This is a genomic window from Enterobacter sp. T1-1, from assembly GCF_000710795.1.
Taxonomy (GTDB): Bacteria; Pseudomonadota; Gammaproteobacteria; order Enterobacterales; family Enterobacteriaceae; genus Enterobacter; species Enterobacter cloacae.
Window position 1 is genome coordinate 179396 of record NZ_JALW01000005.1, and the last position, 22178, is coordinate 201573.

At 53.6% G+C, this 22178-nt stretch carries 25 protein-coding genes and 1 other annotated feature; of the genes, 15 read left to right on the plus strand and 10 right to left on the minus strand.

The genetic code is table 11. From position 1 onward, the window contains the following. Window positions 1-29 precede the first annotated feature (29 nt). From chbR to chbG, 3 genes are all read left to right on the plus strand, one after another. Window positions 30-848, plus strand: a complete 819-nt coding sequence (gene chbR / locus AK59_RS0103205) for a transcriptional regulator ChbR (RefSeq protein ID WP_013097020.1) — start codon at window positions 30-32, stop codon at window positions 846-848. Window positions 849-958: 110 nt separating this feature from the next. Continuing rightward, window positions 959-2314, plus strand: coding sequence for a 6-phospho-beta-glucosidase (locus AK59_RS0103210; protein ID WP_029882007.1), 1356 nt, complete (start codon window positions 959-961; stop codon window positions 2312-2314). An 11-nt stretch (window positions 2315-2325) separates the two neighbouring features. Next, on the plus strand, window positions 2326-3075 hold the full coding sequence (gene chbG / locus AK59_RS0103215) for a chitin disaccharide deacetylase (protein WP_029882008.1): 750 nt from the start codon (window positions 2326-2328) through the stop codon (window positions 3073-3075). Between the two features lie 89 nt (window positions 3076-3164). Here chbG and katE read toward each other — a convergent pair whose 3' ends face one another. After that, window positions 3165-5414 (minus strand): catalase HPII, encoded by a 2250-nt coding sequence (katE, locus tag AK59_RS0103220; RefSeq protein WP_029882009.1) that lies wholly within the window; start codon window positions 5412-5414, stop codon window positions 3165-3167. Between the two features lie 188 nt (window positions 5415-5602). On the opposite strand from katE, the gene cedA reads away from it, so the two are divergent. After that, entirely contained in the window at window positions 5603-5851 is a 249-nt protein-coding gene (gene cedA / locus AK59_RS0103225; protein WP_071829998.1) for a cell division activator CedA, read from the plus strand. Window positions 5852-5904: 53 nt separating this feature from the next. On the opposite strand, the gene tcyP is transcribed toward cedA, so the two are convergent. From tcyP to hxpB, 4 genes are all read right to left on the minus strand, one after another. After that, window positions 5905-7296, minus strand: coding sequence for a cystine/sulfocysteine:cation symporter (tcyP, locus tag AK59_RS0103230; protein ID WP_029882010.1), 1392 nt, complete (start codon window positions 7294-7296; stop codon window positions 5905-5907). Between the two features lie 127 nt (window positions 7297-7423). After that, on the minus strand, window positions 7424-8014 hold the full coding sequence (locus AK59_RS0103235; RefSeq protein WP_013097014.1) for a metal-dependent hydrolase: 591 nt from the start codon (window positions 8012-8014) through the stop codon (window positions 7424-7426). 93 nt (window positions 8015-8107) lie between these two features. Next, window positions 8108-8869: a 2-dehydro-3-deoxy-D-gluconate 5-dehydrogenase KduD gene (kduD, locus tag AK59_RS0103240; protein WP_029882011.1), complete on the minus strand. Its 762-nt coding sequence runs from the start codon at window positions 8867-8869 to the stop codon at window positions 8108-8110. Window positions 8870-8998: 129 nt separating this feature from the next. Beyond that, the gene (gene hxpB, locus AK59_RS0103245) at window positions 8999-9670 is read right to left on the minus strand and encodes a hexitol phosphatase HxpB (RefSeq protein WP_029882012.1); all 672 of its coding nucleotides are present in this window, start codon (window positions 9668-9670) and stop codon (window positions 8999-9001) included. A gap of 148 nt (window positions 9671-9818) precedes the next feature. Here hxpB and AK59_RS0103250 point away from each other — a divergent pair, with 148 nt between their 5' ends. Further along, on the plus strand, window positions 9819-10355 hold the full coding sequence (locus AK59_RS0103250) for a YniB family protein (RefSeq protein ID WP_013097011.1): 537 nt from the start codon (window positions 9819-9821) through the stop codon (window positions 10353-10355). Window positions 10356-10388: 33 nt separating this feature from the next. On the opposite strand, the gene AK59_RS0103255 is transcribed toward AK59_RS0103250, so the two are convergent. The 3 genes from AK59_RS0103255 to pfkB all read right to left on the minus strand — a co-directional run bounded on the left by AK59_RS0103255 (window position 10389) and on the right by pfkB (window position 12681). After that, window positions 10389-11249 carry a fructosamine kinase family protein gene (locus AK59_RS0103255; RefSeq protein ID WP_013097010.1) on the minus strand — a complete coding sequence of 287 codons (861 nt, stop codon included), beginning with the start codon at window positions 11247-11249 and terminating at the stop codon, window positions 10389-10391. 105 nt (window positions 11250-11354) lie between these two features. Further along, on the minus strand, window positions 11355-11645 hold the full coding sequence (gene ghoS, locus AK59_RS0103260; RefSeq protein WP_013097009.1) for a type V toxin-antitoxin system endoribonuclease antitoxin GhoS: 291 nt from the start codon (window positions 11643-11645) through the stop codon (window positions 11355-11357). Between the two features lie 103 nt (window positions 11646-11748). Then, entirely contained in the window at window positions 11749-12681 is a 933-nt protein-coding gene (pfkB, locus tag AK59_RS0103265) for a 6-phosphofructokinase II (RefSeq protein ID WP_020688369.1), read from the minus strand. Window positions 12682-12976: 295 nt separating this feature from the next. On the opposite strand from pfkB, the gene AK59_RS0103270 reads away from it, so the two are divergent. Together AK59_RS0103270 and AK59_RS0103275 are read left to right on the plus strand one after the other, a co-directional pair. Further along, entirely contained in the window at window positions 12977-13735 is a 759-nt protein-coding gene (locus AK59_RS0103270; protein WP_013097007.1) for a DUF481 domain-containing protein, read from the plus strand. A gap of 261 nt (window positions 13736-13996) precedes the next feature. Further along, window positions 13997-14200, plus strand: coding sequence for a hypothetical protein (locus AK59_RS0103275; protein WP_029882013.1), 204 nt, complete (start codon window positions 13997-13999; stop codon window positions 14198-14200). Window positions 14201-14313: 113 nt separating this feature from the next. On the opposite strand, the gene yniD is transcribed toward AK59_RS0103275, so the two are convergent. Both yniD and yncL read right to left on the minus strand, forming a co-directional pair. Beyond that, entirely contained in the window at window positions 14314-14421 is a 108-nt protein-coding gene (gene yniD, locus AK59_RS1000000124890) for a small membrane protein YniD (RefSeq protein WP_008500658.1), read from the minus strand. A gap of 85 nt (window positions 14422-14506) precedes the next feature. Continuing rightward, window positions 14507-14611: a stress response membrane protein YncL gene (yncL, locus tag AK59_RS1000000124160; RefSeq protein ID WP_071829997.1), complete on the minus strand. Its 105-nt coding sequence runs from the start codon at window positions 14609-14611 to the stop codon at window positions 14507-14509. A 294-nt stretch (window positions 14612-14905) separates the two neighbouring features. On the opposite strand from yncL, the gene thrS reads away from it, so the two are divergent. From thrS to ihfA, 8 genes are all read left to right on the plus strand, one after another. Next, window positions 14906-16834, plus strand: a complete 1929-nt coding sequence (gene thrS / locus AK59_RS0103285; RefSeq protein ID WP_013097005.1) for a threonine--tRNA ligase — start codon at window positions 14906-14908, stop codon at window positions 16832-16834. Between the two features lie 3 nt (window positions 16835-16837). Further along, window positions 16838-17380 carry a translation initiation factor IF-3 gene (gene infC / locus AK59_RS0103290; RefSeq protein ID WP_023616141.1) on the plus strand — a complete coding sequence of 181 codons (543 nt, stop codon included), beginning with the start codon at window positions 16838-16840 and terminating at the stop codon, window positions 17378-17380. Between the two features lie 97 nt (window positions 17381-17477). Continuing rightward, window positions 17478-17675: a 50S ribosomal protein L35 gene (gene rpmI / locus AK59_RS0103295; RefSeq protein ID WP_001124225.1), complete on the plus strand. Its 198-nt coding sequence runs from the start codon at window positions 17478-17480 to the stop codon at window positions 17673-17675. 50 nt (window positions 17676-17725) lie between these two features. Then, window positions 17726-18082, plus strand: coding sequence for a 50S ribosomal protein L20 (gene rplT / locus AK59_RS0103300; RefSeq protein ID WP_000124850.1), 357 nt, complete (start codon window positions 17726-17728; stop codon window positions 18080-18082). A gap of 178 nt (window positions 18083-18260) precedes the next feature. Then, window positions 18261-18385: a sequence feature (Phe leader region), on the plus strand. Next, window positions 18266-18310 carry a pheST operon leader peptide PheM gene (gene pheM, locus AK59_RS1000000124895; protein WP_001386830.1) on the plus strand — a complete coding sequence of 15 codons (45 nt, stop codon included), beginning with the start codon at window positions 18266-18268 and terminating at the stop codon, window positions 18308-18310. It overlaps the preceding feature by 45 nt. A 62-nt stretch (window positions 18386-18447) precedes the next feature. Then, window positions 18448-19431, plus strand: a complete 984-nt coding sequence (pheS, locus tag AK59_RS0103305; RefSeq protein WP_013097003.1) for a phenylalanine--tRNA ligase subunit alpha — start codon at window positions 18448-18450, stop codon at window positions 19429-19431. A 15-nt stretch (window positions 19432-19446) separates the two neighbouring features. Then, window positions 19447-21834: a phenylalanine--tRNA ligase subunit beta gene (gene pheT, locus AK59_RS0103310; RefSeq protein ID WP_029882014.1), complete on the plus strand. Its 2388-nt coding sequence runs from the start codon at window positions 19447-19449 to the stop codon at window positions 21832-21834. A 4-nt stretch (window positions 21835-21838) separates the two neighbouring features. Continuing rightward, complete coding sequence (ihfA, locus tag AK59_RS0103315) at window positions 21839-22138, plus strand: integration host factor subunit alpha (RefSeq protein WP_013097001.1); 300 nt, start codon at window positions 21839-21841, stop codon at window positions 22136-22138. The last annotated feature ends 40 nt before the right edge of the window (window positions 22139-22178 follow it).

Sequence of the window (22178 nt, forward strand, 5' to 3'; positions counted from 1 at the left end):
GTCAGATTGAGTAGCAGGAGGTCAGCACGATGGAAATTAAAACCGCACTTGAACAGCAGCTGTTTAATGGCAAGAATTTTCACGTGGTTATTTACAACAAGACGGAGAGCGCCAGTGGTCTGCACCAGCATGACTACTACGAGTTCACGATTGTTCTGACCGGCCGCTACTATCAGGAGATTAACGGCAAGCGTGTCCTGCTGGAGCGCGGTGACTTTGTTTTCCTGCCGATGGGATCTTATCACCAGAGCTTTTACGAATTTGGTGCCACCCGTATTCTGAATGTTGGCGTCAGCAGACGTTTCTTTGAGAAACACTATCTGCCGCTGGTGCCGTTCTGCTTTGTGGCGTCACAGGTCTATCGCGTAAAAAACGAATTTATGACCTGGATCGAAACGGTGATCGCCTCGCTCAACTTCCGCGACAATGAGTTCGATGAATTTATTGAAACCGTGACGTTCTATGTGATGAACCGTCTTCGCCACCACCGTGAAGAGCAGCAGGTGAGCGACGACATTCCGCAATGGCTGCGCAGTACCGTCGAGTTGATGCACGACAAAGGGCAGTTCAGCGAGAATGCTCTGGAAAATATGGTGTCACTGTCCGGAAAATCCCAGGAATACCTGACCCGGGCGACACAGCGTTATTATCGTAAAACGCCCGTGCAAATTATTAATGAAATCCGCATTAATTTTGCCAAAAAACAGCTGGAAATTACCAACTACTCTGTCACCGATATTGCTTATGAGTCCGGTTACAGTAGCCCCAGCCTGTTTATTAAAACCTTTAAGAAATTTACCTCATTCACACCAAACAGTTACCGGAAGAATTTGACGGTAATTAATTAGTGCCTGGCGAGTTTATTCGCCACGAATATTGACTTGATTGCTTGCCCAAATAGCGGGAAGAGTCCGCTATACCTTGCAGGCGATTAACCTGATACGCTAAGGGAGATGTTATGCAAAAGAAATTAAAAGTCGTGACCATTGGCGGCGGCAGCAGCTATACCCCGGAATTACTGGAAGGTTTCCTGAAACGTTATCATGAATTACCGGTCAGTGAATTATGGCTGGTGGATGTTGAAGAAGGGCAGGAAAAGCTGAATATTATTTTTGACCTGTGCCAGCGGATGGTAGAAAAAGCCGGTGTGCCCTTAACCGTGCATAAAACCCTCGATCGTCGCCTGGCGTTGCAGGACGCTGACTTCGTTACCACTCAGCTGCGCGTGGGCCAGCTCAAAGCGCGTGAACTGGACGAACGCATTCCGCTGAGCCACGGCTATCTGGGACAGGAAACCAACGGCGCGGGCGGCCTGTTTAAAGGTTTGCGCACCATCCCGGTCATTTTCGACATCATCAAAGATGTGCAGGCGATCTGCCCGAACGCATGGGTGATTAACTTTACCAACCCGGCCGGGATGGTCACCGAGGCGGTCTATCGCCATACCAACTTCAAGCGTTTTATCGGCGTCTGCAATATTCCGATTGGCATGAAGATGTTCATCCGCGACGTGCTGGAGCTGACCGACAACGACGATCTCTCTATCGATCTGTTTGGCCTTAACCACATGGTGTTCATCAGAGATGTGATAGTAAACGGCCAGTCTCGCTTTGCTGAACTGCTGGACGGCGTGGCTTCCGGCCGCCTGACCGCAGCATCCGTAAAAAATATCTTCGACCTGCCGTTCAGCGAAGGGCTCATCCGTTCCCTGAATCTGCTGCCATGCTCGTATCTGCTTTACTACTTCAAGCAGAAAGAGATGCTGGCCATCGAAATGGGCGAGTACTATAAAGGCGGTGCCCGCGCTCAGGTTGTGCAGAAAGTTGAAAAGCAGCTGTTTGATTTGTATAAAGATCCAAACCTGAACGTGAAGCCGAAAGAGCTTGAACAGCGCGGTGGAGCGTACTATTCCGACGCGGCGTGCGAAGTGATCAACGCCATTTACAATGACAAGCAGGCTGAGCACTACGTCAATGTGCCGCACCACGGCCATATCGACAATATCCCGGCCGACTGGGCCGTAGAGATGACCTGTATCCTGGGCCGTGAGGGGGCAAAACCGCATCCGCGTATTACCCACTTTGATGACAAAGTGATGGGGCTCATCCATACCATCAAAGGGTTTGAAGTGGCGGCCAGCAACGCTGCGCTGAGCGGTGAGTTGAATGATGTGCTGCTGGCGTTGAACCTCAGCCCGCTGGTGCATTCCGACCGCGATGCGGAAGGGCTGGCCAGCGAGATGATACTGGCGCATGAAAAATGGCTGCCAAACTTTGCCGCCACGGTTGAGAAGCTCAAGCATCAACACCGTTAAGAGGACGTGCGATGGAAAACCTGCTGATCGTCAATGCTGATGATTTTGGCCTGTCTAAGGGGCAAAATTACGGCATTGTTGAAGCCTGCCGACGGGGTGTGGTGACCTCGACCACCGCGCTGGTGAATGGAGAGGCGATAGAGCACGCGGCGCAGCTGAGCCGTGAAGCGCCTGAGCTGGGCGTGGGCATGCACTTTGTGTTGACGCTGGGGAGGCCGCTTTCAGCGATGCCGGGCCTGACGCGTGACGGGCAACTCGGGAAATGGATTTGGGAACTGGCGGAGCAGGACGCGCTGCCGCTCGAAGAGATTGCCCGCGAGCTGGACTGTCAGTACAACCGTTTTGTTGACCTCTTTGGTCGCGAACCAACCCATATCGACAGCCATCATCATGTGCATATGATCCCGGCGATATTCCCGCTCGTTGCGGATTTTGCTCAGCGTAAAGGCGTGGCGATGCGTGTGGATCGCGACGTGCGCGGGTTGCCGTACTTTGCCGTGACAACAACGGAGGGGTTCAGCAGCGCGTTTTACGGTGAGGAGATCGACGAAGCGCTGTTCCTGAAGGTGCTGGATGATTCCGCAGCCCGGGGGGAACGGTCGCTGGAGGTGATGGCGCATCCCGCGTTTGTCGATAACACCGTCCGTAAGAGCGCCTACTGCTGGCCGCGCCTGGCGGAGCTGGAGTTGCTGACGTCGCCGTCGCTGAAATACGCGATTGCCGAGCGCGGGTATCGGTTGGGGACTTTCGGGGATCTTTAAGACAAAGCCCGGTGGCGGCTTCGCCTTACCGGGCCTACAAAACCAGTCGAAATGTAGGCCGGGTAAGCGCAAGCGCCACCCGGCTTTTTTTACGCCGGTATCTGGTCAATCTTGCTGCTACGCGACCAGACGCGGTGCGCGGCTAGCAGATCAAACAGCTTCGTCATAAACGCGTCGTCGACGTTATCGCCTTCCACAATCCCGTCTTCACCCTGATCGGCCACGTTCAGGCGCGCTTTAAACTGTCGCGCATCACCGGAAAGGGCGATCGGTTTCAGATGCTTATAGGCTTCAAGCAGATAATAGACCGCTTCACCGTTGCTGAGCAGGCTGGCAATATCGCCGCATGGCACAATCACCGCGTCCACCGTCAGGGATGGCGCACCGGCAAAGGTGGCGGCAACCGGCAGCACTGACCCGTCATCGGCAGTTACTTCACCCATTCGGGAGTAGAGCAGTTTGGCGTGTACGCCTTTGGTTTTCAGCGCCTGCATGATCCCCAGCACGTCGCTGGCGCGGGTTTTGTCGTTAAGCAGGATCGCTACCACCCGGCCTTTAATCGAGCCTCCCGGCACCGCGTACAGGCTGAGCGACGGATCTTTTTTCACCCCGTTGACCTCTTTCGGCGGGGCAAGATTGCGTTGCTCATCCGTCAGCGTAATGCCGAGGTTATCGGCCACACTCTGGGCGAGTTGAATATCAATGTGTGCCAGCTGATCGACAACGCGCTCGCGGATGTAGGTCCGCACAACCTTGCTCAGTTCGAAGCTGAAGCCGCCGATAATATGCTGCTGCTCAATCGGTGTCTGGCTGTTCCAGAACAGGCGAGGGTGGGCGTAATACTCTCCAAATGACGGGCTGCGCTCGCGGATTTTGTTGCCGTCCACACGTTCCTGATACGACTCAAATCCACCCCGTTTCGGGCCAGGAGGCGTTTCACGCGGCCAGTTATCGTTGATGGAGTTGGGCTCATAGTTGGCCGGGTTGGTATCGATATCCTGACGATGCATCCCGTCGCGCTGGAAATTGTGGTACGGACAGGTGGGGCGGTTAATCGGAATTTCATGGAAGTTCGGCCCGCCGAGTCGGCTGATCTGCGTATCGGTGTAGGAGAACAGTCGCCCCTGCAGCAGCGGATCGTTGGTGAAATCCAGGCCCGGGACGATATGACCGGGGTGGAAGGCCGCCTGTTCGTTCTCGGCAAAGAAGTTATCCGGGTTGCGGTTAAGCACCATTTTGCCCACCAGCTGAACCGGTACCAGCTCCTCGGGGATCAGTTTGGTCGGATCCAGCAGGTCAAAATCGAATTTGAATTCGTCCTCTTCCGGGATCAGCTGTAACCCCAGCTCATATTCCGGGAAGTCGCCCGCTTCAATGGATTCCCACAGCTCGCGGCGATGGAAGTCCGGATCGCGCCCGGTCAGCTTCTGGGCTTCATCCCACACCAGCGAGGCTTTCCCGGCGACCGGTTTCCAGTGGAAACGGACAAACGTCGCTTTGCCCTCGGCGTTGATCATCCGGAAGGTATGAATGCCAAACCCTTCCATGGTGCGATAGCTGCGCGGGATCCCGCGGTCAGACATCGCCCACATCACGTTGTGTAACGTCTCGGGTTGCAGGGAGACATAGTCCCAGAAGGTGTCATGCGCACTTTGTCCCTGCGGTATCGCCCAGTGGGGCTCCGGTTTTACCGCATGGACAAAGTCAGGAAATTTATGCGCATCCTGAATGAAAAAGACCGGGGTGTTATTGCCGACCAGGTCGAAAATACCCTCTTCGGTATAAAACTTGGTGGCAAAGCCGCGAATATCTCGCACGGTATCTGCCGAACCTGCGCCACCCTGCACGGTGGAAAAGCGCACAAATACGGGTGTGATCTTATCCGGGTCTGAAAGGAAGTCAGCTTTGGTGATTTCCTTCAGGCTCTTGTAGGGCTGGAAATAGCCGTGAGCGGCGGAACCGCGGGCGTGCACGATACGCTCCGGGATACGCTCATGGTCAAAGTGGGTGATTTTTTCCCGCAGGATGAAGTCTTCCAGCAGAGTCGGTCCGCGGGATCCCGCGCGCAGGGAATTCTGATCGTCAGCGATGCGCACCCCCTGATTGGTGGTCAACGCATAGCCTTCTCCGCCTTTGCGGTGTGGCTCGAGTGATTTTAGCTTCTCATTGCCGGTGTCCGGCGATTTCATGCTACCGGGCGCGGTGGGCTGCTCGCCAGGGGCTGAGGGGCCCGGTGAAGGGCGATGAGAGCCATCTTCAGGTGCAAGGGAGTCCATACCCGGCTGTGATTCTTCAGTGCCATGAATGGGTGATTGATGTGTGTTATCTTTGTTCGACATTGCACGCTTCTCCTTTATTCATTCCTAAAAAACCCTGTTAACTATAGAACAATGTACGGAAAGGGCAGGCGAACTCAGCTTTTTCAGACACCGCCTTAGTAAAAGAGGCGGTCCACCACACGCAAGGCGCGACGCGTGGGGGCAGGATCGGCTATCATAGAAATTTCCTGCTTTCAGAATGTGCTTTAATGAACCAGTCGCTTATGAAACCTCTTCGTCAACAAAATCGCCAGGTTATTAGCTACGTGCCCCGTGTCGAACCCGCTCCCCCTGAACATGCGCTGAAGGTGGATGGCTATCGCGATGTCTGGCAGTTACGTGGCAAATATGTGGCCTTTGTGCTGATTGGCGAGCATTTCCGTCGTTCTCCGGTGTTTACTGTGCCGGAAGCGGCCCAGCGGTGGGCGGTACAAATTCGACAGGATGAAGAAGTTTGAAAAATAACACGTATAAAAAAACCGCCTGATGGCGGTTTTTTTATTTTCAATGATTAACGGTGCGCCAGCTCGGCGTCGTCTTCACTATCCAGGATGGCTTTGTCGGTCTGCTTCAGCCACTGGCTGGGCAGCGTACCGGCCGTCATTGAGCCGCTCACGTTCAGTGCGGTACGCCCCATGTCGATCAGCGGTTCAACGGAGATCAGCAGGGCCACCAGCGTTACCGGCAGGCCCAGCGCAGGCAGAACAATCAGCGCGGCGAAGGTAGCACCGCCGCCCACGCCCGCAACGCCTGCGGAGCTAATGGTGACAATACCGACCAGCGTAGCAATCCAGACCGGATCCAGCGGATTGATCCCAACCGTTGGCGCAACCATCACGGCCAGCATCGCCGGGTAGAGACCCGCACACCCGTTCTGACCAATCGTGGCACCAAAGGAGGCCGAGAAGCTGGCAATAGACTCAGGTACACCCAGGCGACGAGTCTGCGCTTCGACGTTCAGCGGAATAGATGCGGCGCTGGAACGGCTGGTGAAGGCAAAGGTCAGCACCGGCCAGACTTTACGGAAGTATTTCAGCGGGCTTACGCCGTTCACACCCAGCAGGATGCCGTGTACGACAAACATAATGCCCAGACCCAGATAAGAGGCGACAACGAAGCTGCCCAGCTTAATGATGTCCTGCAGGTTAGAGCCAGCAACCACTTTGGTCATCAGTGCCAGAACACCGTAAGGGGTCAGTTGCATCACCAGACGAACCAGCTTCATCACCCAGCTTTGCAGGGTATCGATAGCGGTCAGCACGCGCTCGCCTTTCGGCGCATCGTCTTTCAGCAGTTTCAGTGCCGCCACGCCCAGGAAGGCAGCGAAAATCACCACGCTGATGATGGAAGTTGGGCTGGCGCCTGTCAGGTCAGCAAACGGGTTCTTCGGAATGAAGGAGAGCACCATCTGCGGCACCGTCAGGTCAGCGACTTTACCCACGTAGTTGGTCTGAATTGCGGTCAGGCGCGCGGTTTCAGCTGTACCCTGAACCAGACCCTCGGCGGTCAGGCCGAACAGGTTGGTCACCAGCACCCCCACCAGCGCAGCAATCAGCGTGGTAAACAGCAGCGTACCGATGGTCAGGAAACTGATTTTACCCAACTGCGTAGCGTTATGCAGACGAGCAACAGCGCTCAGAATAGAGGCAAATACCAGCGGCATGACGATCATCTGCAGCAACTGGACATAGCCGTTACCGACAATATTGAACCACTGAATGGAGTCTTTCAGTATCGGGCTATCGGAGCCGTAGACGGCATGTAAGGCCAGGCCAAACACGACACCCATGACCAGACCCACCAGCACTTTCTTCGCCAGGCTCCACTGTTTGTGACGCGCCTGGGCGAGAAGCAATAGCAATATAACGAACACGACAATGTTCGCGATGAGTGGAAAATTCATCCCCGTTCTCCTGATTTATTATGTGGCCGGTTTTTACCGGTCCTGTTGGCGCAAGGTTAGCAGAAGTGTGATGTCGCGCTTATATCCAAATGGAATGGGTTATGACAAATGCGATAATTTTGCTGTTTTACTGTTCAATCTGGTGATGAATAAAGCGATTGAACTGAAATTGCAGCGAATTGATCATCTGAGATGACCAGCGCACTGCACTGTTTTCGGGCAATGTCTGCGGCATCCAGACGGCATAGGCGAACAGAGCCATGCACAACACGCGCTCAAGCTGATTCCCTTTCTGGGGAACGAGAACAGGCAGGCGGAAACGCCAGCGGCAGGGCCACAGCAGCGGCACGCCAGCAGGCGTCAGCATATCGGCGAGAATATGACTCAAATAGCCCAGCACCATGCCCTGAATGGCATCGGCGGGCACTATCCAGCTTTCAGGTACTTTTAAATAGAACAGCGTCAGCAGGGCAAACACGGCCAGCAGGCTGTGCGTAAACCCGCGATGGCCAAACGCACGGGCGATAGGTTTTGAGATCCACTTCAGGCGTTGCCCAAGAAAAGATTTAGGATGGTCGATGTCGGGCAACAGGCAGGTCAGCACGGCAGAAGGAACAATATGCCACCAGTCCCCCTGTGCAAGCACGGGGGTAAGCTCAGCGTTTTTGGCAAATACTGCGCACGCAATGGAAAAAAGCAGGTGGCCTTCCGCCGTCATGATAAAACCCAGGAAACTGTCAATTCATACAGTATAGGGTTTTTATACAGTAGGCGAAAGAGGTGACGGTGTAACTCTTTGTCACAAAGCGGGTCAACGCGCCAGCCAGCCCCCGTCGACGGCCAGGGTATGGCCGTTCACGTAGTCTGACGCGGCGGAGGCCAAAAACACCACCGGGCCCTGCAGATCTTCCGGTACGCCCCAACGCCCGGCAGGAATGCGGTCAAGGATTTCCTGGCTACGCTGCTCGTCATCACGCAGCTGCTGCGTATTATTGGTCGCCATGTAACCCGGTGCGATAGCGTTGACGTTAATGCCATGCGCCGCCCACTCGTTCGCCAGCAGACGGGTGATCCCCAGCACGCCACTTTTTGAGGCGGTATAAGAGGGCACGCGGATGCCGCCCTGGAAGGAGAGCATTGAGGCGATGTTGATGATTTTCCCACCCTGACCCTGGGCGATAAACTGCTTTGCCACGGCCTGTGAGAGGAAGAAGACGGATTTCAGATTGAGGTCGATCACCTCATCCCAGTCCTTTTCCGTGAACGCCAGCGCATCTTCCCGGCGAATCGTCCCGGCGTTATTCACCAGAATATCGACGCGCCCCATCTCAGCGACGGCACGCTCCACAACGCCCTGAAGACTCGCCTGCTGGCCGAGGTCGGCCCGAATGGCCGTAAACCGTCTGCCGAGCGCCGTCACGCTGGCCGCTGTTTGCTCAGGCGCTTTACGGTTGACGCCCACGATATCGCAGCCCGCCTGTGCCAGCGCGATGGCCATGCCTTGCCCCAGACCGGTATCGCATCCGGTGACGATGGCCACTTTTCCTGAAAGAGTAAAGGTATCCAGTATCATTCGCGCCTCAGAAGCAGGTGATTGTCGTTCTGAAACTTAGAATAGGAGTCGGGCGTGAGAAATGCAACCGAAATGGAACGGTGTTTTATTTTATTTTCAGGCAGCACGAGGCTGCCTGAAACAGAGCGTTTATTCGCCTCGCAGGTGTTGCACCGTCAGATCAGCCAGGGTGTTTAGCTTCACGTCGGCAAGCGCAAAACGGGGATCGTGTCGGCCCTCTTCAGCAGGAACGACAATGGAACGCATCCGCGCAGCTTTAGAGGCCACCATGCCGTTAACGGAATCTTCCAGCGCCACGCAGGTTAATGGATCAAGACCGAGCTTAGCGGCACAATCCATATACACCTGGGGATGGGGCTTACTGTAGGGGAGCTTTTCCGCAGAGGCCAGCGCATCGAAACTGTCACGCAGCTCGAACATGGTGAGCACTTTTTCCAGCATGTGCAGCGGGGAGGCGGAGGCCAGTCCCACTTTCAGCCCCTGCGCTTTGCACAGGGCGACAGCTTCACGGACGCCCGGCAGCAGCGGCCTGGACTCTTCCACCAGCGCAATGGCGCGGCTGATAATGCGGGCGGTGACCTCATCGCGATCCGGGCCCACCCATGGCTGATGGGCATACCACAGGTCAACCACCATATCGATACGCAAGCCCAGCGTATCCGGGAGTTCATGGCGGCGGCTGATATCGACGCCGAGGCTGGCCATGACGTCCAGTTCAGCACGATCCCAGAGCGGTTCGGAATCGATCAGTAATCCATCCATGTCAAAAATAGCGGCAAGAATTTGGCGCGGTGTCGACATCACAACGTCTCCTTATTAAGGGTGTACGACAGACGATACGTGCTAAGTACAATCTGCAATTTAGCATATTGCCTTTAAAGATCGGGCGAAAAAGACGGTCAGGAGGTAGACTTAGCCACAAATAACGCGTCTTTATGAAGAGGAACTGATGACGTATCAACAAGCTGGACGCATTGCTGTCTTAAAACGGGTTGCTGGCTGGGTGATTTTTATTCCTGCCGTTATTTCTACGCTGATTTCTGTGCTCAAGTTTATGTACGATCACAGCGAAAAACAGCCGGGTATCAATGCGGTCATGCTTGATTTTGCGCATGTCATGATTGAGATGATGCGTTTTAACACGCCATTTTTGAATATCTTCTGGTTCAACTCGCCCACGCCGGACTTTCACCAGCAGCTCAATATCGGGTTTTGGGTGATTTATGCGCTGATCTTTATCGCCATGGCGTTACAGGCGTCAGGGGCACGCATGAGCCGTCAGACCCGTTTTTTACGTGAAGGGGTGGAAGACCAGATGATTCTGGAACAGGCCAAAGGCCCGGAAGGGATGACGCGTGAACAGATCGAGTCCCGCATCGTGGTGCCGCGTCACTCTATCTTCCTGCAAATCTTTCCGCTCTATGTCCTGCCGGTGATCATTATTGTGGCGGGCTACTTCTTTTTCTCACTGCTCGGCTTTTTATAATCACTGGGTGGCCTGAGGCCACCCGTCCTGCCTTCATGCGGCCAGCACACGCTCAAGCGCCCGCTGTGCGTTCACCAGATGCTCACCCCCAAACAGAATTGCGCGGTTCATCAGGGTATAAAGCTGATACACCGGCTGGCGGTCAAGGAAGCCCTGCGGTAAGGGGGAGATTGACTGATAGCCGTCATAAATTTGTGGCGGCTGCTCGGGGTGCAGGGGCAGCATGGCGAGGTCGCACTCTCTGTCGCCCCAGTAGCAGGCCGGATCGTATATATACGGCCCATTGGGGCCCAGCGCGCAGTTATCGGACCACAAATCGCCGTGCAGCAAAGAAGGCTGAGGCTGATGAGAGGCCAGGCGCTGCTGTATATGCTCGACGATAGCATCAATGTTGCCAAATTCGAGGCCTTTCTCGGCGGCGAGCTCAAGCTGCCAGCCGATACGCTGCTCGGCAAAAAAGGTCGACCAGCGGCGTTGCCAGGCATTCGGTTGTGGTGTGGTGGAGAGATCGTTATCAAAGTCGAGACCAAACTGCGGCTGGTCGCTCCATTGATGCAGGCGCGCTATCTGCTGTCCCAGAATAAACGCATTGTGGGCATCCAGCGGACGGGCAGGGAGGTATTCCATCACCAGAAAGCTGTAGTCGCGGTCGCTGCCCACGGCCAGCACCTCCGGGACGGTGACCGTTTTGCTGCGCGACAACAGTTCCAGCTGATCGGCTTCGGCGGTGAAAATCGGGAGCAACTCTCTCTCGTCGCATTTTACGAAGAGATCGCGCCCTGAGTAGCGTATGTGCCATGCTGCGTGGATCTCTCCGCCTGGCAGTTCGTTACGCAGTTCAATTTCACCTTCGCCCAGTTGTTCACGTAAAAGATGACTGATAGCCTGCCACATGATCTCTCTCCCATGTTGTCTGCCAGATCATAAAGTTAGCGCATAACTGCGGTAAAAAAATACGAACTAACGCACACCTGAGCGGTTTACCTTCATGCAGGGCACTTATTGTTCTTTTTTCTGCCAGGTTTCCCAGGTATCCACATCAATTTCGGCAGGTTTATCTGTCACGCTCTCAGCCAGGCTTTCCGCCAGCGCGCGAACCTCCTCTTCGCTGAGGGCGCTTATCAGGCCGAATGCCAGCGTGCCTAAATCATGAATATTGCCTTCTTCATCCGTCAGCGTGAGCAGGAAATTGGCCCGGGTAAAGGCGTTGTTAAGCTCATTCAGCTCGGTCAGCGATGCTTCATGAATGTTGACGGTAACGACGTAGCGGGTGATGTCACCACTGCTCATAATTCACCTCGTTGTTATCATGAAAGTTTTCTTAGCATAGTCGATAGTGTGTGTTTGGCGACTTTGCACTGCATTTCCCCTTCAGCGCGAAGGGGAAAGCGGGTTAATTTCGGGACAGGTAATCGACAATTTTTTGCGTATCGGCCAGCGAACACAGCCGCGTTCCCTGGTTGATGGTTGCCGCGCTACCTGCCGCCACGCCGTAGCGTGTCATCTCCAGCAGCGTCGCGCCCTGCGCCAGTTTTAGCGTCATTGCCCCAACCATGCTGTCGCCTGCGCCTACGGTGCTCTGGCTTTTCATCGGCGGCGGGACAACCTGCACTGACCCCGTTTCATCCACGGCCAGCGCCCCCTGCGGGCCAAGAGAGACCACCACGCGCCGCGCTTTACCCGTGCGCACCAGCTCCTGGGCCGCGCTGCGCACATCATCCGGCTGAGTGAGTTCGCGGTTAACCAGCGCGCTCAGCTCTTTCTGGTTTGGTTTGACCAGCTCAAGATTGCCCGGCTCTAACGCTGCCTGCAACGCCTCGCCGCTGCTGTCTACAATACAGCGGATGCCGCGCTGCTGTGCGGCCCGAATGAGCGCCGTCAGCTTTTCCGTACTGACACCGGGTGGCAGACTGCCGCTGATGACCAGCAGTGAACCGCTTTCAATCGTCAGCACTTTCTCTTCAAGCTGACGGAACTCGTCGTCGCTCAGTCTGGCGCCTGGCATCACAAAGCGATATTGCTCTCCGCTGGACTCCACGTGCACGTGCAGATTTTGACGCGTCCAGTCTTTGGCCTCGACCGTCTCCACGGCGACCTGTTCATCAGCCAGCAGAGAGACAAGATGTTCGCCGGTGGCTCCGCCTGCGGGGAATATCGCCGTGGCTTTCCCACCGAGATGGGTGATGGCGCGTGCCACGTTGATCCCCCCGCCGCCGGGCTCAAACACCGGGGCACTGCAGCGAAGTTTACCTTCCGGGTAAATCTGCGGCGTGAGGGTGGCGGAATCGAGGGAAGGGGAGAGCGTCAGAGTGTAGATAGAAACCATCATTACCTCCTTTTAGCGTGGGTTCCTTTTAGTCTGGCACCATTTGGCAGGAAGGCAATGTAAATAACAGTATGATTTTCAATATGAATAATGACAAAGCGAAGGCTAAGCGATATATAAAATAAAACGCATTTTGGGATCGTTCTTATTCAAAAAATGAAATAAGAAAACATTGCTATGTTATTTGCGGCTTTTTATAATTTGTTACCTTTCTCTGGACGCCTTGTCATTGATCCTCAAGAAAGTTTCCGGGACCGTGTGGTCTCTTTTTTTGTTGTACGGACTCCTTAATAAAATGAAGCTTTTGAAGACAGTGCCCGCTGCACTGATGCTGGCGGGGGGCGTGTTTGCGGCTATGAGCGCAACCGCTGATGATTCCGTTTTTACTGTCATGGACGATCCCACCGCGGCGAAAAAACCTTTTGAAGGTAATTTGAACGCCGGGTACCTGGCGCAATCCGGTAACACGAAAAGCTCCTCTCTGACGGCGGATAGCACGTTGACCTGGTACGGTAACACCACCGCCTGGTCTCTGTGGGGAAACGCCAGCAACACCTCCGCTAACGATGAACGCTCCTCCGAGAAATACGCGGTAGGTGGACGTAGCCGTTACAACATGACTGACTATGACTACCTGTTTGGCCAGGCAAGCTGGCTGACTGACCGTTACAACGGCTATCGTCAACGCGATGTCTTCACCGCAGGTTATGGTCGTCAGTTCCTGAACGGTCCGGTTCATAGCTTCCGCTTCGAATTCGGTCCGGGTGTCCGTTATGACGAGTTCACCGACGGCGATACCAAAACGCAACCGCTCGGCTATGCGTCTGGCACCTACGCCTGGCAGATGACCGACAACACGAAGTTCACCCAGGGTGTTTCTGTGTTTGGCGCCGAGGACACAACGCTGAACTCTGAGACAGCGCTGAATGTGGACATCAACGAACACTTTGGCCTGAAAGTGGCCTATAACGTGACCTGGAACTCTTCGCCTCCAGAGACTGCGCCGGATCATACCGACCGCAGAACCACCGTTTCACTGGGCTATAAGATGTAATGCAGACGGGCCGATTATTTCGGCCCGTTTTTTATTTTCAGAAACTGTGCTGTTTTATATTAAACGCCGTTTTAAAATAATTGGTCCTCAAAAATCCTCTTAATTTCTTCATAATTCATCCTGGCCAGACCGCATTCTGTTTATTTGACACAAATTGATAATAACCAGGCGAGGCAAAAGGATGAACCAGCGTTATACTCAATACACAGGCATTTATTTGCCTTGAGAAGTATTGCATGTCTTCAGAAAGAGAATAATAGTATGAAAAAAATCAAAAATACTGCTGCAGCCATGGTGCTTTCTGCACTTTCGTTTGGTGTATTCGCTGCAGATGATGCCAGTCAGGTTGGAATGACTCACGCTTCTGACGTTGAAGCCGGGTCAAACATCGCGCCGGGCGCGCCGTCTACCGGTCAATCAATGAATGACGCGTTTGATGTACATAAACTGGTAGCAGGTGAATGATCCTGACAGGTAATTGTGTACGCCATTATTCCACCTGTATTTCGCCTTGACGAAAAACAGGTGGAATATCGATAACGTGTTTTATTCTGTACGCCGTTGCGTCAAATTCCCGCTTAGCCCCAAATCATCGCCGCCCAACGCAATAGCAGCATTGCACCGCAGATGGCAATTAAGACCAGCACCATTTTCCAGTGTTTGACGGCAAATCGTTTTGTTGGCATAACCTAATCCTTGTCTGTTGATGCCTTCAGTCTATCAAAATACGCGCTGTCGGGGACAGAAGGTTATGCCACATCATCGGTTGGGCTAGAACCAATGAAATCTCTCGGCAAGGATCAACGCTAAACCGGCAGCAGAAAGTATATTCAATATCACTACGGTTCTACTGGATACATTCATGTGATGCCTCATGGCTGTGTCAGGACCTGTTCAAGAATAGCTCAACAATCGGGTATTGCGAGCTCTGGTAGGCGATCGTGCCCTCATACGTTCAAACTGGTCGCAGAGGGTGCATACGCCCTGTCATTAGTGTTACCATTAGAAAGCCTGCCGTAAACCGGCATTATTCTGATTTTGGCAGGTGCAGGATGACGAGCCAATTTGACGATTGTTGGTCAGATGGTGTCGTAATCTCTTGTTAAACTATGATTATTTTCTTTGTATATGCTCTTATGTGTGGGGCATCACTGCAAATAAGGATATAAAATGCCTGTAATTACTCTTCCTGATGGCAGCCAACGCCATTTCGACCACGCCGTTAGCCCAATGGATGTTGCCCTGGACATCGGTCCTGGACTCGCGAAAGCGACCATCGCGGGCCGTGTGAACGGTGAGCTGGTTGATGCATCCGATCTGATCGAAAACGACGCGCAACTCTCTATCATCACCGCAAAAGATGAAGAAGGTCTGGAGATCATTCGTCACTCCTGTGCGCACCTGTTAGGTCATGCCATCAAACAGCTGTGGCCAAACACCAAAATGGCGATCGGCCCGGTTATCGACAACGGCTTCTACTACGACGTTGACCTTGACCACACCCTGACCCAGGAAGATATCGACGCGCTCGAGAAACGTATGCACGAGCTCGCCGAAACCAACTATGACGTCATTAAGAAGAAAGTCAGCTGGCACGAAGCGCGTGAAACCTTCGTGAAGCGTGGCGAGAGCTATAAAGTCTCTATTCTTGATGAGAACATTGCTCATGATGACAAGCCTGGCTTGTATCATCACCAGGAATACATCGACATGTGCCGCGGGCCGCACGTGCCGAACATGCGCTTCTGCCATCACTTCAAACTGATGAAAATTGCTGGCGCCTACTGGCGTGGCGATAGCAACAACAAGATGTTGCAGCGTATTTATGGTACCGCGTGGGCAGATAAAAAAGCCCTGAACGCCTACCTGCAGCGCCTGGAAGAGGCGGCGAAGCGTGACCACCGTAAAATCGGTAAACAGCTTGACCTGTACCATATGCAGGAAGAAGCACCGGGTATGGTCTTCTGGCATAACGACGGCTGGACTATTTTCCGTGAACTGGAAACCTTCGTGCGTTCCAAGCTGAAAGAGTACCAGTATCAGGAAGTGAAAGGTCCGTTCATGATGGACCGTGTGCTGTGGGAAAAAACCGGCCACTGGGACAACTACAAAGATGCGATGTTCACCACCTCTTCTGAGAACCGTGAATACTGCATCAAGCCAATGAACTGCCCGGGCCACGTTCAGATCTTTAACCAGGGTCTGAAATCTTACCGCGATCTGCCGCTGCGTATGGCAGAGTTCGGTAGCTGCCACCGTAACGAGCCATCAGGTGCGCTGCACGGTCTGATGCGTGTTCGTGGCTTTACGCAGGATGATGCGCATATCTTCTGTACTGAAGATCAGGTACGTGATGAAGTTAACGCCTGTATTCGTATGGTCTACGATATGTACAGTACCTTTGGCTTCGAGAAGATCGTGGTCAAACTCTCAACGCGTCCGGAAAAACGTATCGGTAGCGATGAGACCTGGGATCGTGCAGAAGCGGATCTCGCCGTGGCGCTGGAAGAGAACGGAATTCCGTTTGAATACCAGCTGGGTGAGGGCGCCTTCTACGGTCCGAAAATTGAATTTACCCTGTATGACTGTCTCGACAGAGCTTGGCAGTGCGGCACAGTACAGCTGGACTTCTCCCTGCCTCAGCGTTTAAGCGCCTCTTATGTTGGCGAAGACAACGAGCGTCAGGTCCCTGTAATGATTCACCGTGCTATTCTCGGTTCTCTGGAGCGCTTCATTGGCATCCTGACCGAAGAGTTCGCGGGCTTCTTCCCAACCTGGCTTGCGCCGGTGCAGGTAGTGGTCATGAACATTACCGATTCTCAGGCGGATTACGTTAAAGAATTGACGCAGAAACTACAAAATGCGGGCATTCGCGTAAAAGCAGACTTGAGAAATGAGAAGATTGGCTTTAAAATCCGCGAGCACACTTTACGTCGTGTCCCGTATATGTTGGTCTGTGGTGATAAAGAGGTGGAAGCAGGCAAAGTTGCCGTTCGCACCCGCCGTGGTAAAGACCTGGGCAGCCTGGACGTAAGTGAAGTGATTGAGAAGCTGCAACAAGAGATTCGCAGCCGCAGTCTTCAACAACTGGAGGAATAAGGTATTAAAGGCGGAAAACGAGTTCAAACGGCACGTCCGAATCGTATCAATGGCGAGATTCGCGCCCAGGAAGTTCGCTTAACAGGTCTGGAAGGCGAGCAGCTGGGGATTGTGAGTCTGAGAGAAGCAATCGAAAAAGCTGAAGAAGCTGGAGTAGATTTAGTTGAAATCAGCCCTAACGCCGAACCGCCAGTTTGTCGTATCATGGACTACGGCAAGTTCCTTTATGAAAAAAGTAAGTCTTCTAAGGAACAGAAGAAGAAGCAAAAAGTTATCCAGGTTAAGGAAATTAAATTCCGTCCTGGTACCGACGATGGCGATTATCAGGTAAAACTCCGCAGCCTGATTCGCTTTCTGGAAGATGGCGATAAGGCCAAGATCACACTGCGTTTCCGCGGTCGTGAAATGGCCCACCAACAGATTGGTATGGAAGTGCTTAACCGCGTCCGTGACGATCTGAGTGAACTGGCAGTAGTCGAATCCTTCCCTACGAAGATCGAAGGCCGCCAGATGATCATGGTGCTCGCTCCTAAGAAGAAACAGTAAGGCCTTCAAGCAGCAAAATCTGTGGAGCCTTCGGGCCTCATAGGTTTTGCTCGCCTATGTTTCGTTTATTTAACAATGCGAAGTGGAAGTTATTAAAATGCCAAAAATTAAGACCGTACGCGGTGCTGCTAAGCGCTTCAAAAAAACCGGTAAAGGTGGTTTTAAGCACAAGCACGCTAACCTGCGTCACATTCTGACTAAGAAAGCTACCAAGCGTAAACGTCACCTGCGTCCAAAAGCCATGGTTTCTAAAGGCGATCTGGGCCTGGTTATCGCGTGCCTGCCGTACGCATAAGTCGTTAACGTTTAACTTTTTTAACTTAGAATAGATACAGGAGAGCACACATGGCTCGCGTAAAACGTGGTGTAATTGCACGTGCACGTCACAAGAAAATTTTGAAACAAGCTAAAGGCTACTACGGTGCGCGTTCACGCGTATACCGCGTTGCCTTCCAGGCTGTTATCAAAGCAGGTCAGTACGCTTACCGTGACCGTCGTCAGCGTAAGCGTCAGTTCCGTCAACTGTGGATTGCGCGTATCAACGCAGCAGCACGTCAGAACGGTATTTCTTACAGCAAATTCATCAACGGCCTGAAAAAAGCTTCTGTTGAAATCGACCGTAAGATCCTGGCTGACATCGCAGTATTCGACAAAGTCGCGTTCACCGCGCTGGTCGAAAAAGCGAAAGCAGCACTGGCATAAGCCAGTTGAGAGAGGGGGCCTGGCTCCCTCTTTTCATATACCCGTCATACTTCAAGCTGTACCTGCGTTGGCTGCGTTCGTTCCGAATTATTTAGGGTATAACCTTATCAGAAGATTGACTTTTATCCGTGCAGGCTTTTCAATAAGGTCTTAACGGTTTTTACCACACAAGGTAACGCAAGCATGAATGCTGCTATTTTCCGCTTCTTCTTTTACTTTAGCACCTGACTTCAGGAGGCTAGCGCGTGAAAGATGAAACGAAAAACAGCGCCAGATAAGCCTCCCGATGGAGGCTTTTTTTGTGCCTGAATTTGAGAGAATACGTCCACCAAATCGGTGTCTGTACCGACATAATGAGGAAAATCATGTCACATCTCGCAGAGCTGGTTGCCAGTGCAACAGCCGCCATTAATCAGGCCTCAGATGTTGCCGCGTTAGACAATGTCCGCGTCGAATATCTGGGTAAGAAAGGGCATCTGACCCTTCAAATGACTACCCTGCGTGAGTTGCCGCCGGAAGAGCGCCCGGCAGCCGGTGCGGTGATAAACGAAGCCAAAGAGCAGGTGCAACAGGCTCTGAACGCGCGTAAAGCGGCGCTGGAAAGTGCCGTGCTGAATGCGCGTCTGGCGGCAGAGACGATCGATGTTTCTCTGCCTGGGCGCCGCATCGAAAACGGTGGCCTGCATCCGGTGACTCGTACCATCGATCGTATTGAAAGTTTCTTCGGTGAGCTCGGCTTTACCGTGGCGACTGGCCCGGAAATCGAAGATGATTACCATAACTTCGACGCTCTGAACATTCCAGGCCATCATCCGGCACGTGCTGACCACGACACTTTCTGGTTCGACGCCACCCGTCTGCTGCGTACTCAGACCTCCGGCGTACAGATCCGTACCATGAAGGAGCAGGAACCCCCGATCCGTATCATTGCACCGGGCCGCGTCTACCGTAACGATTACGATCAGACCCACACCCCAATGTTCCACCAGATGGAAGGGCTGATCGTTGATAAAAACATCAGCTTCACCAACCTGAAAGGCACGCTGCACGACTTCCTGAACAACTTCTTTGAGGAAGATCTGCAGGTTCGTTTCCGTCCGTCCTATTTCCCGTTCACCGAACCGTCTGCGGAAGTGGACGTGATGGGCAAAAACGGCAAATGGCTGGAAGTGCTGGGCTGCGGCATGGTGCATCCTAACGTACTGCGCAACGTGGGTATCGACCCGGAAGTTTACTCCGGCTTTGCGTTCGGGATGGGCATGGAGCGTCTGACCATGCTGCGTTATGGCGTGACCGATTTGCGTGCATTCTTCGAAAACGATCTGCGTTTCCTCAAACAGTTTAAATAAGGGCAGGACAGAACAATGAAATTCAGTGAACTGTGGTTACGCGAATGGGTGAACACCACGCTGGACAGCGAAGCGCTTTCCAACCAGATCACCATGGCGGGTCTGGAAGTTGACGGTGTAGAGCCGGTTTCTGGCGCCTTCACCGGCGTGGTTGTGGGCGAAGTGGTTGAATGCGGTCAGCACCCTAACGCTGATAAACTGCGCGTCACCAAAGTTAATGTGGGTGGCGATCGTCTGCTGGATATCGTCTGCGGCGCGCCAAACTGCCGTCAGGGCCTGAAAGTGGCCGTGGCGACTGTCGGCGCTGTGCTGCCGGGCGATTTCAAAATTAAAGCGGCCAAACTGCGCGGCGAGCCGTCTGAAGGCATGCTGTGCTCGTTCTCCGAGCTGGGTATTTCCGATGATCACAGCGGCATTATTGAACTGCCGCTGGATGCGCCAATCGGCACCGATATCCGCGAGTACCTTAAGCTCGATGACAACACCATCGAAATCAGCGTGACGCCAAACCGTGCGGACTGCTTAGGGATTATCGGCGTGGCTCGCGATGTTGCGGTGCTGAACCAGACCGAACTGAACGTGCCGGAGATCGTCCCGGTTGCTGCTACCATCAGTGACGTCCTGCCTATTCAGGTAGACGCGCCTGAAGCCTGCCCACGCTACCTCGGTCGTGTGGTGAAAGGTATCAACGTCAAAGCGCCAACCCCGCTGTGGATGAAAGAAAAACTGCGTCGCTGCGGTATCCGTTCTATTGATGCGGTTGTTGACGTGACCAACTATGTTCTGCTGGAACTGGGTCAGCCAATGCACGCGTTCGATAAAGATCGTATCGACGGCGGGATTATCGTGCGTATGGCAAAAGAGGGTGAAACCCTGGTTCTGCTGGACGGCAGCGAAGCAAAACTGAATGCCGACACGCTGGTGATTGCCGATCACGGCAAGGCGCTGGCGATGGGCGGGATCTTCGGTGGCGAACACTCTGGCGTGAACGATGAAACGCAAAACGTTCTGCTGGAATGTGCCTTCTTCAGCCCGCTCTCTATTACCGGTCGTGCGCGTCGTCATGGTCTGCACACCGATGCCTCTCACCGCTACGAGCGTGGCGTTGACCCGGCGCTGCAGTACAAAGCGATGGAACGTGCGACCCGTCTGCTGATCGACATCTGCGGCGGCGAAGCGGGCCCGGTTATTGATGTAACCAACGAAGGCACGCTGCCGAAGCGCGCGACCATTACCCTGCGTCGCAGCAAGCTGGATCGCCTGATTGGCCACCACGTTGCCGATGCACAGGTCACCGGTATTCTGAAGCGTCTGGGTTGCGACGTGACGGAAGGGCAGGACGAGTGGAAAGCCGTTGCGCCATCATGGCGTTTCGACATGGAGATTGAAGAAGATCTGGTGGAAGAAGTGGCCCGCGTCTACGGCTACAATAACATCCCTGACGAGCCGGTACAGGCCGGTCTGGTGATGGGCTCCCACCGTGAAGCCGATCTCTCCCTGAAGCGTGTGAAAACCATGCTGAACGACAAAGGTTATCAGGAAGTGATCACCTACAGCTTTGTCGATCCTAAGCTGCAGCAGCTGATCCATCCAGGCCAGGAAGCGCTGATCCTGCCAAGCCCGATCTCCAGCGAGATGTCGGCAATGCGCCTGTCTCTGTGGACCGGCCTGCTGGGCACGATTGTCTACAACCAGAATCGTCAGCAAAACCGTGTGCGAATTTTCGAAAGCGGTTTGCGCTTTGTGCCGGATAATCAGGCAAATTTAGGCATCCGTCAGGATCTCATGCTGGCTGGCGCCATCAGCGGTAATCGCTATGAAGAGCACTGGGACCTGGCAAAAGGCACGGTTGATTTCTACGATATGAAGGGCGATCTGGAAGCGATTCTCGATCTGACCGGTAAATTATCTGAAATTGAATTCCGTGCAGAAGCCATTCCGGCACTCCATCCGGGCCAAAGTGCGGCTATCTATTTAGCGGGCAAACGCATTGGTTTTATTGGCGTTGTTCATCCTGAGCTGGAACGTAAACTGGACCTGAACGGCCGTACCATCGTGTTTGAGCTGGAATGGAGTCCGGTTGCAGACCGCGTGATTCCACAGGCGCAGGACGTCTCTCGCTTCCCGGCAAACCGCCGTGATATCGCGGTTGTGGTCGCTGAAAACGTGCCTGCAGCAGATATTTTGGCCGAGTGTAAGAAAGTTGGCGTAAATCAGGTAGTTGGCGTAAACTTATTTGACGTGTACCGCGGCAAGGGCGTAGCAGAAGGTTTCAAGAGCCTCGCTATCAGCCTTATCCTTCAGGATACCAGCCGTACACTCGAAGAAGAGGAGATTGCCGCTACCGTCGCCAAATGTGTAGAGGCATTAAAAGAGCGATTCCAGGCATCATTGAGGGATTGAACCTATGGCGCTTACAAAAGCTGAAATGTCAGAATATCTGTTTGATAAGCTTGGGCTTAGCAAACGGGATGCCAAAGAGCTGGTAGAGCTGTTTTTCGAAGAGATCCGTCGTGCTCTGGAAAATGGTGAGCAGGTAAAACTCTCCGGCTTTGGCAATTTTGATTTGCGAGACAAAAACCAACGTCCGGGCCGTAACCCGAAGACGGGGGAAGATATTCCCATTACAGCCCGCCGCGTGGTGACCTTCAGACCCGGACAGAAGTTAAAAAGCCGTGTCGAAAACGCAACGCCCAAAACAGAGTAATATGAACTAACTAAAAAGGCCGCTCTCGCGGCCTTTTTTC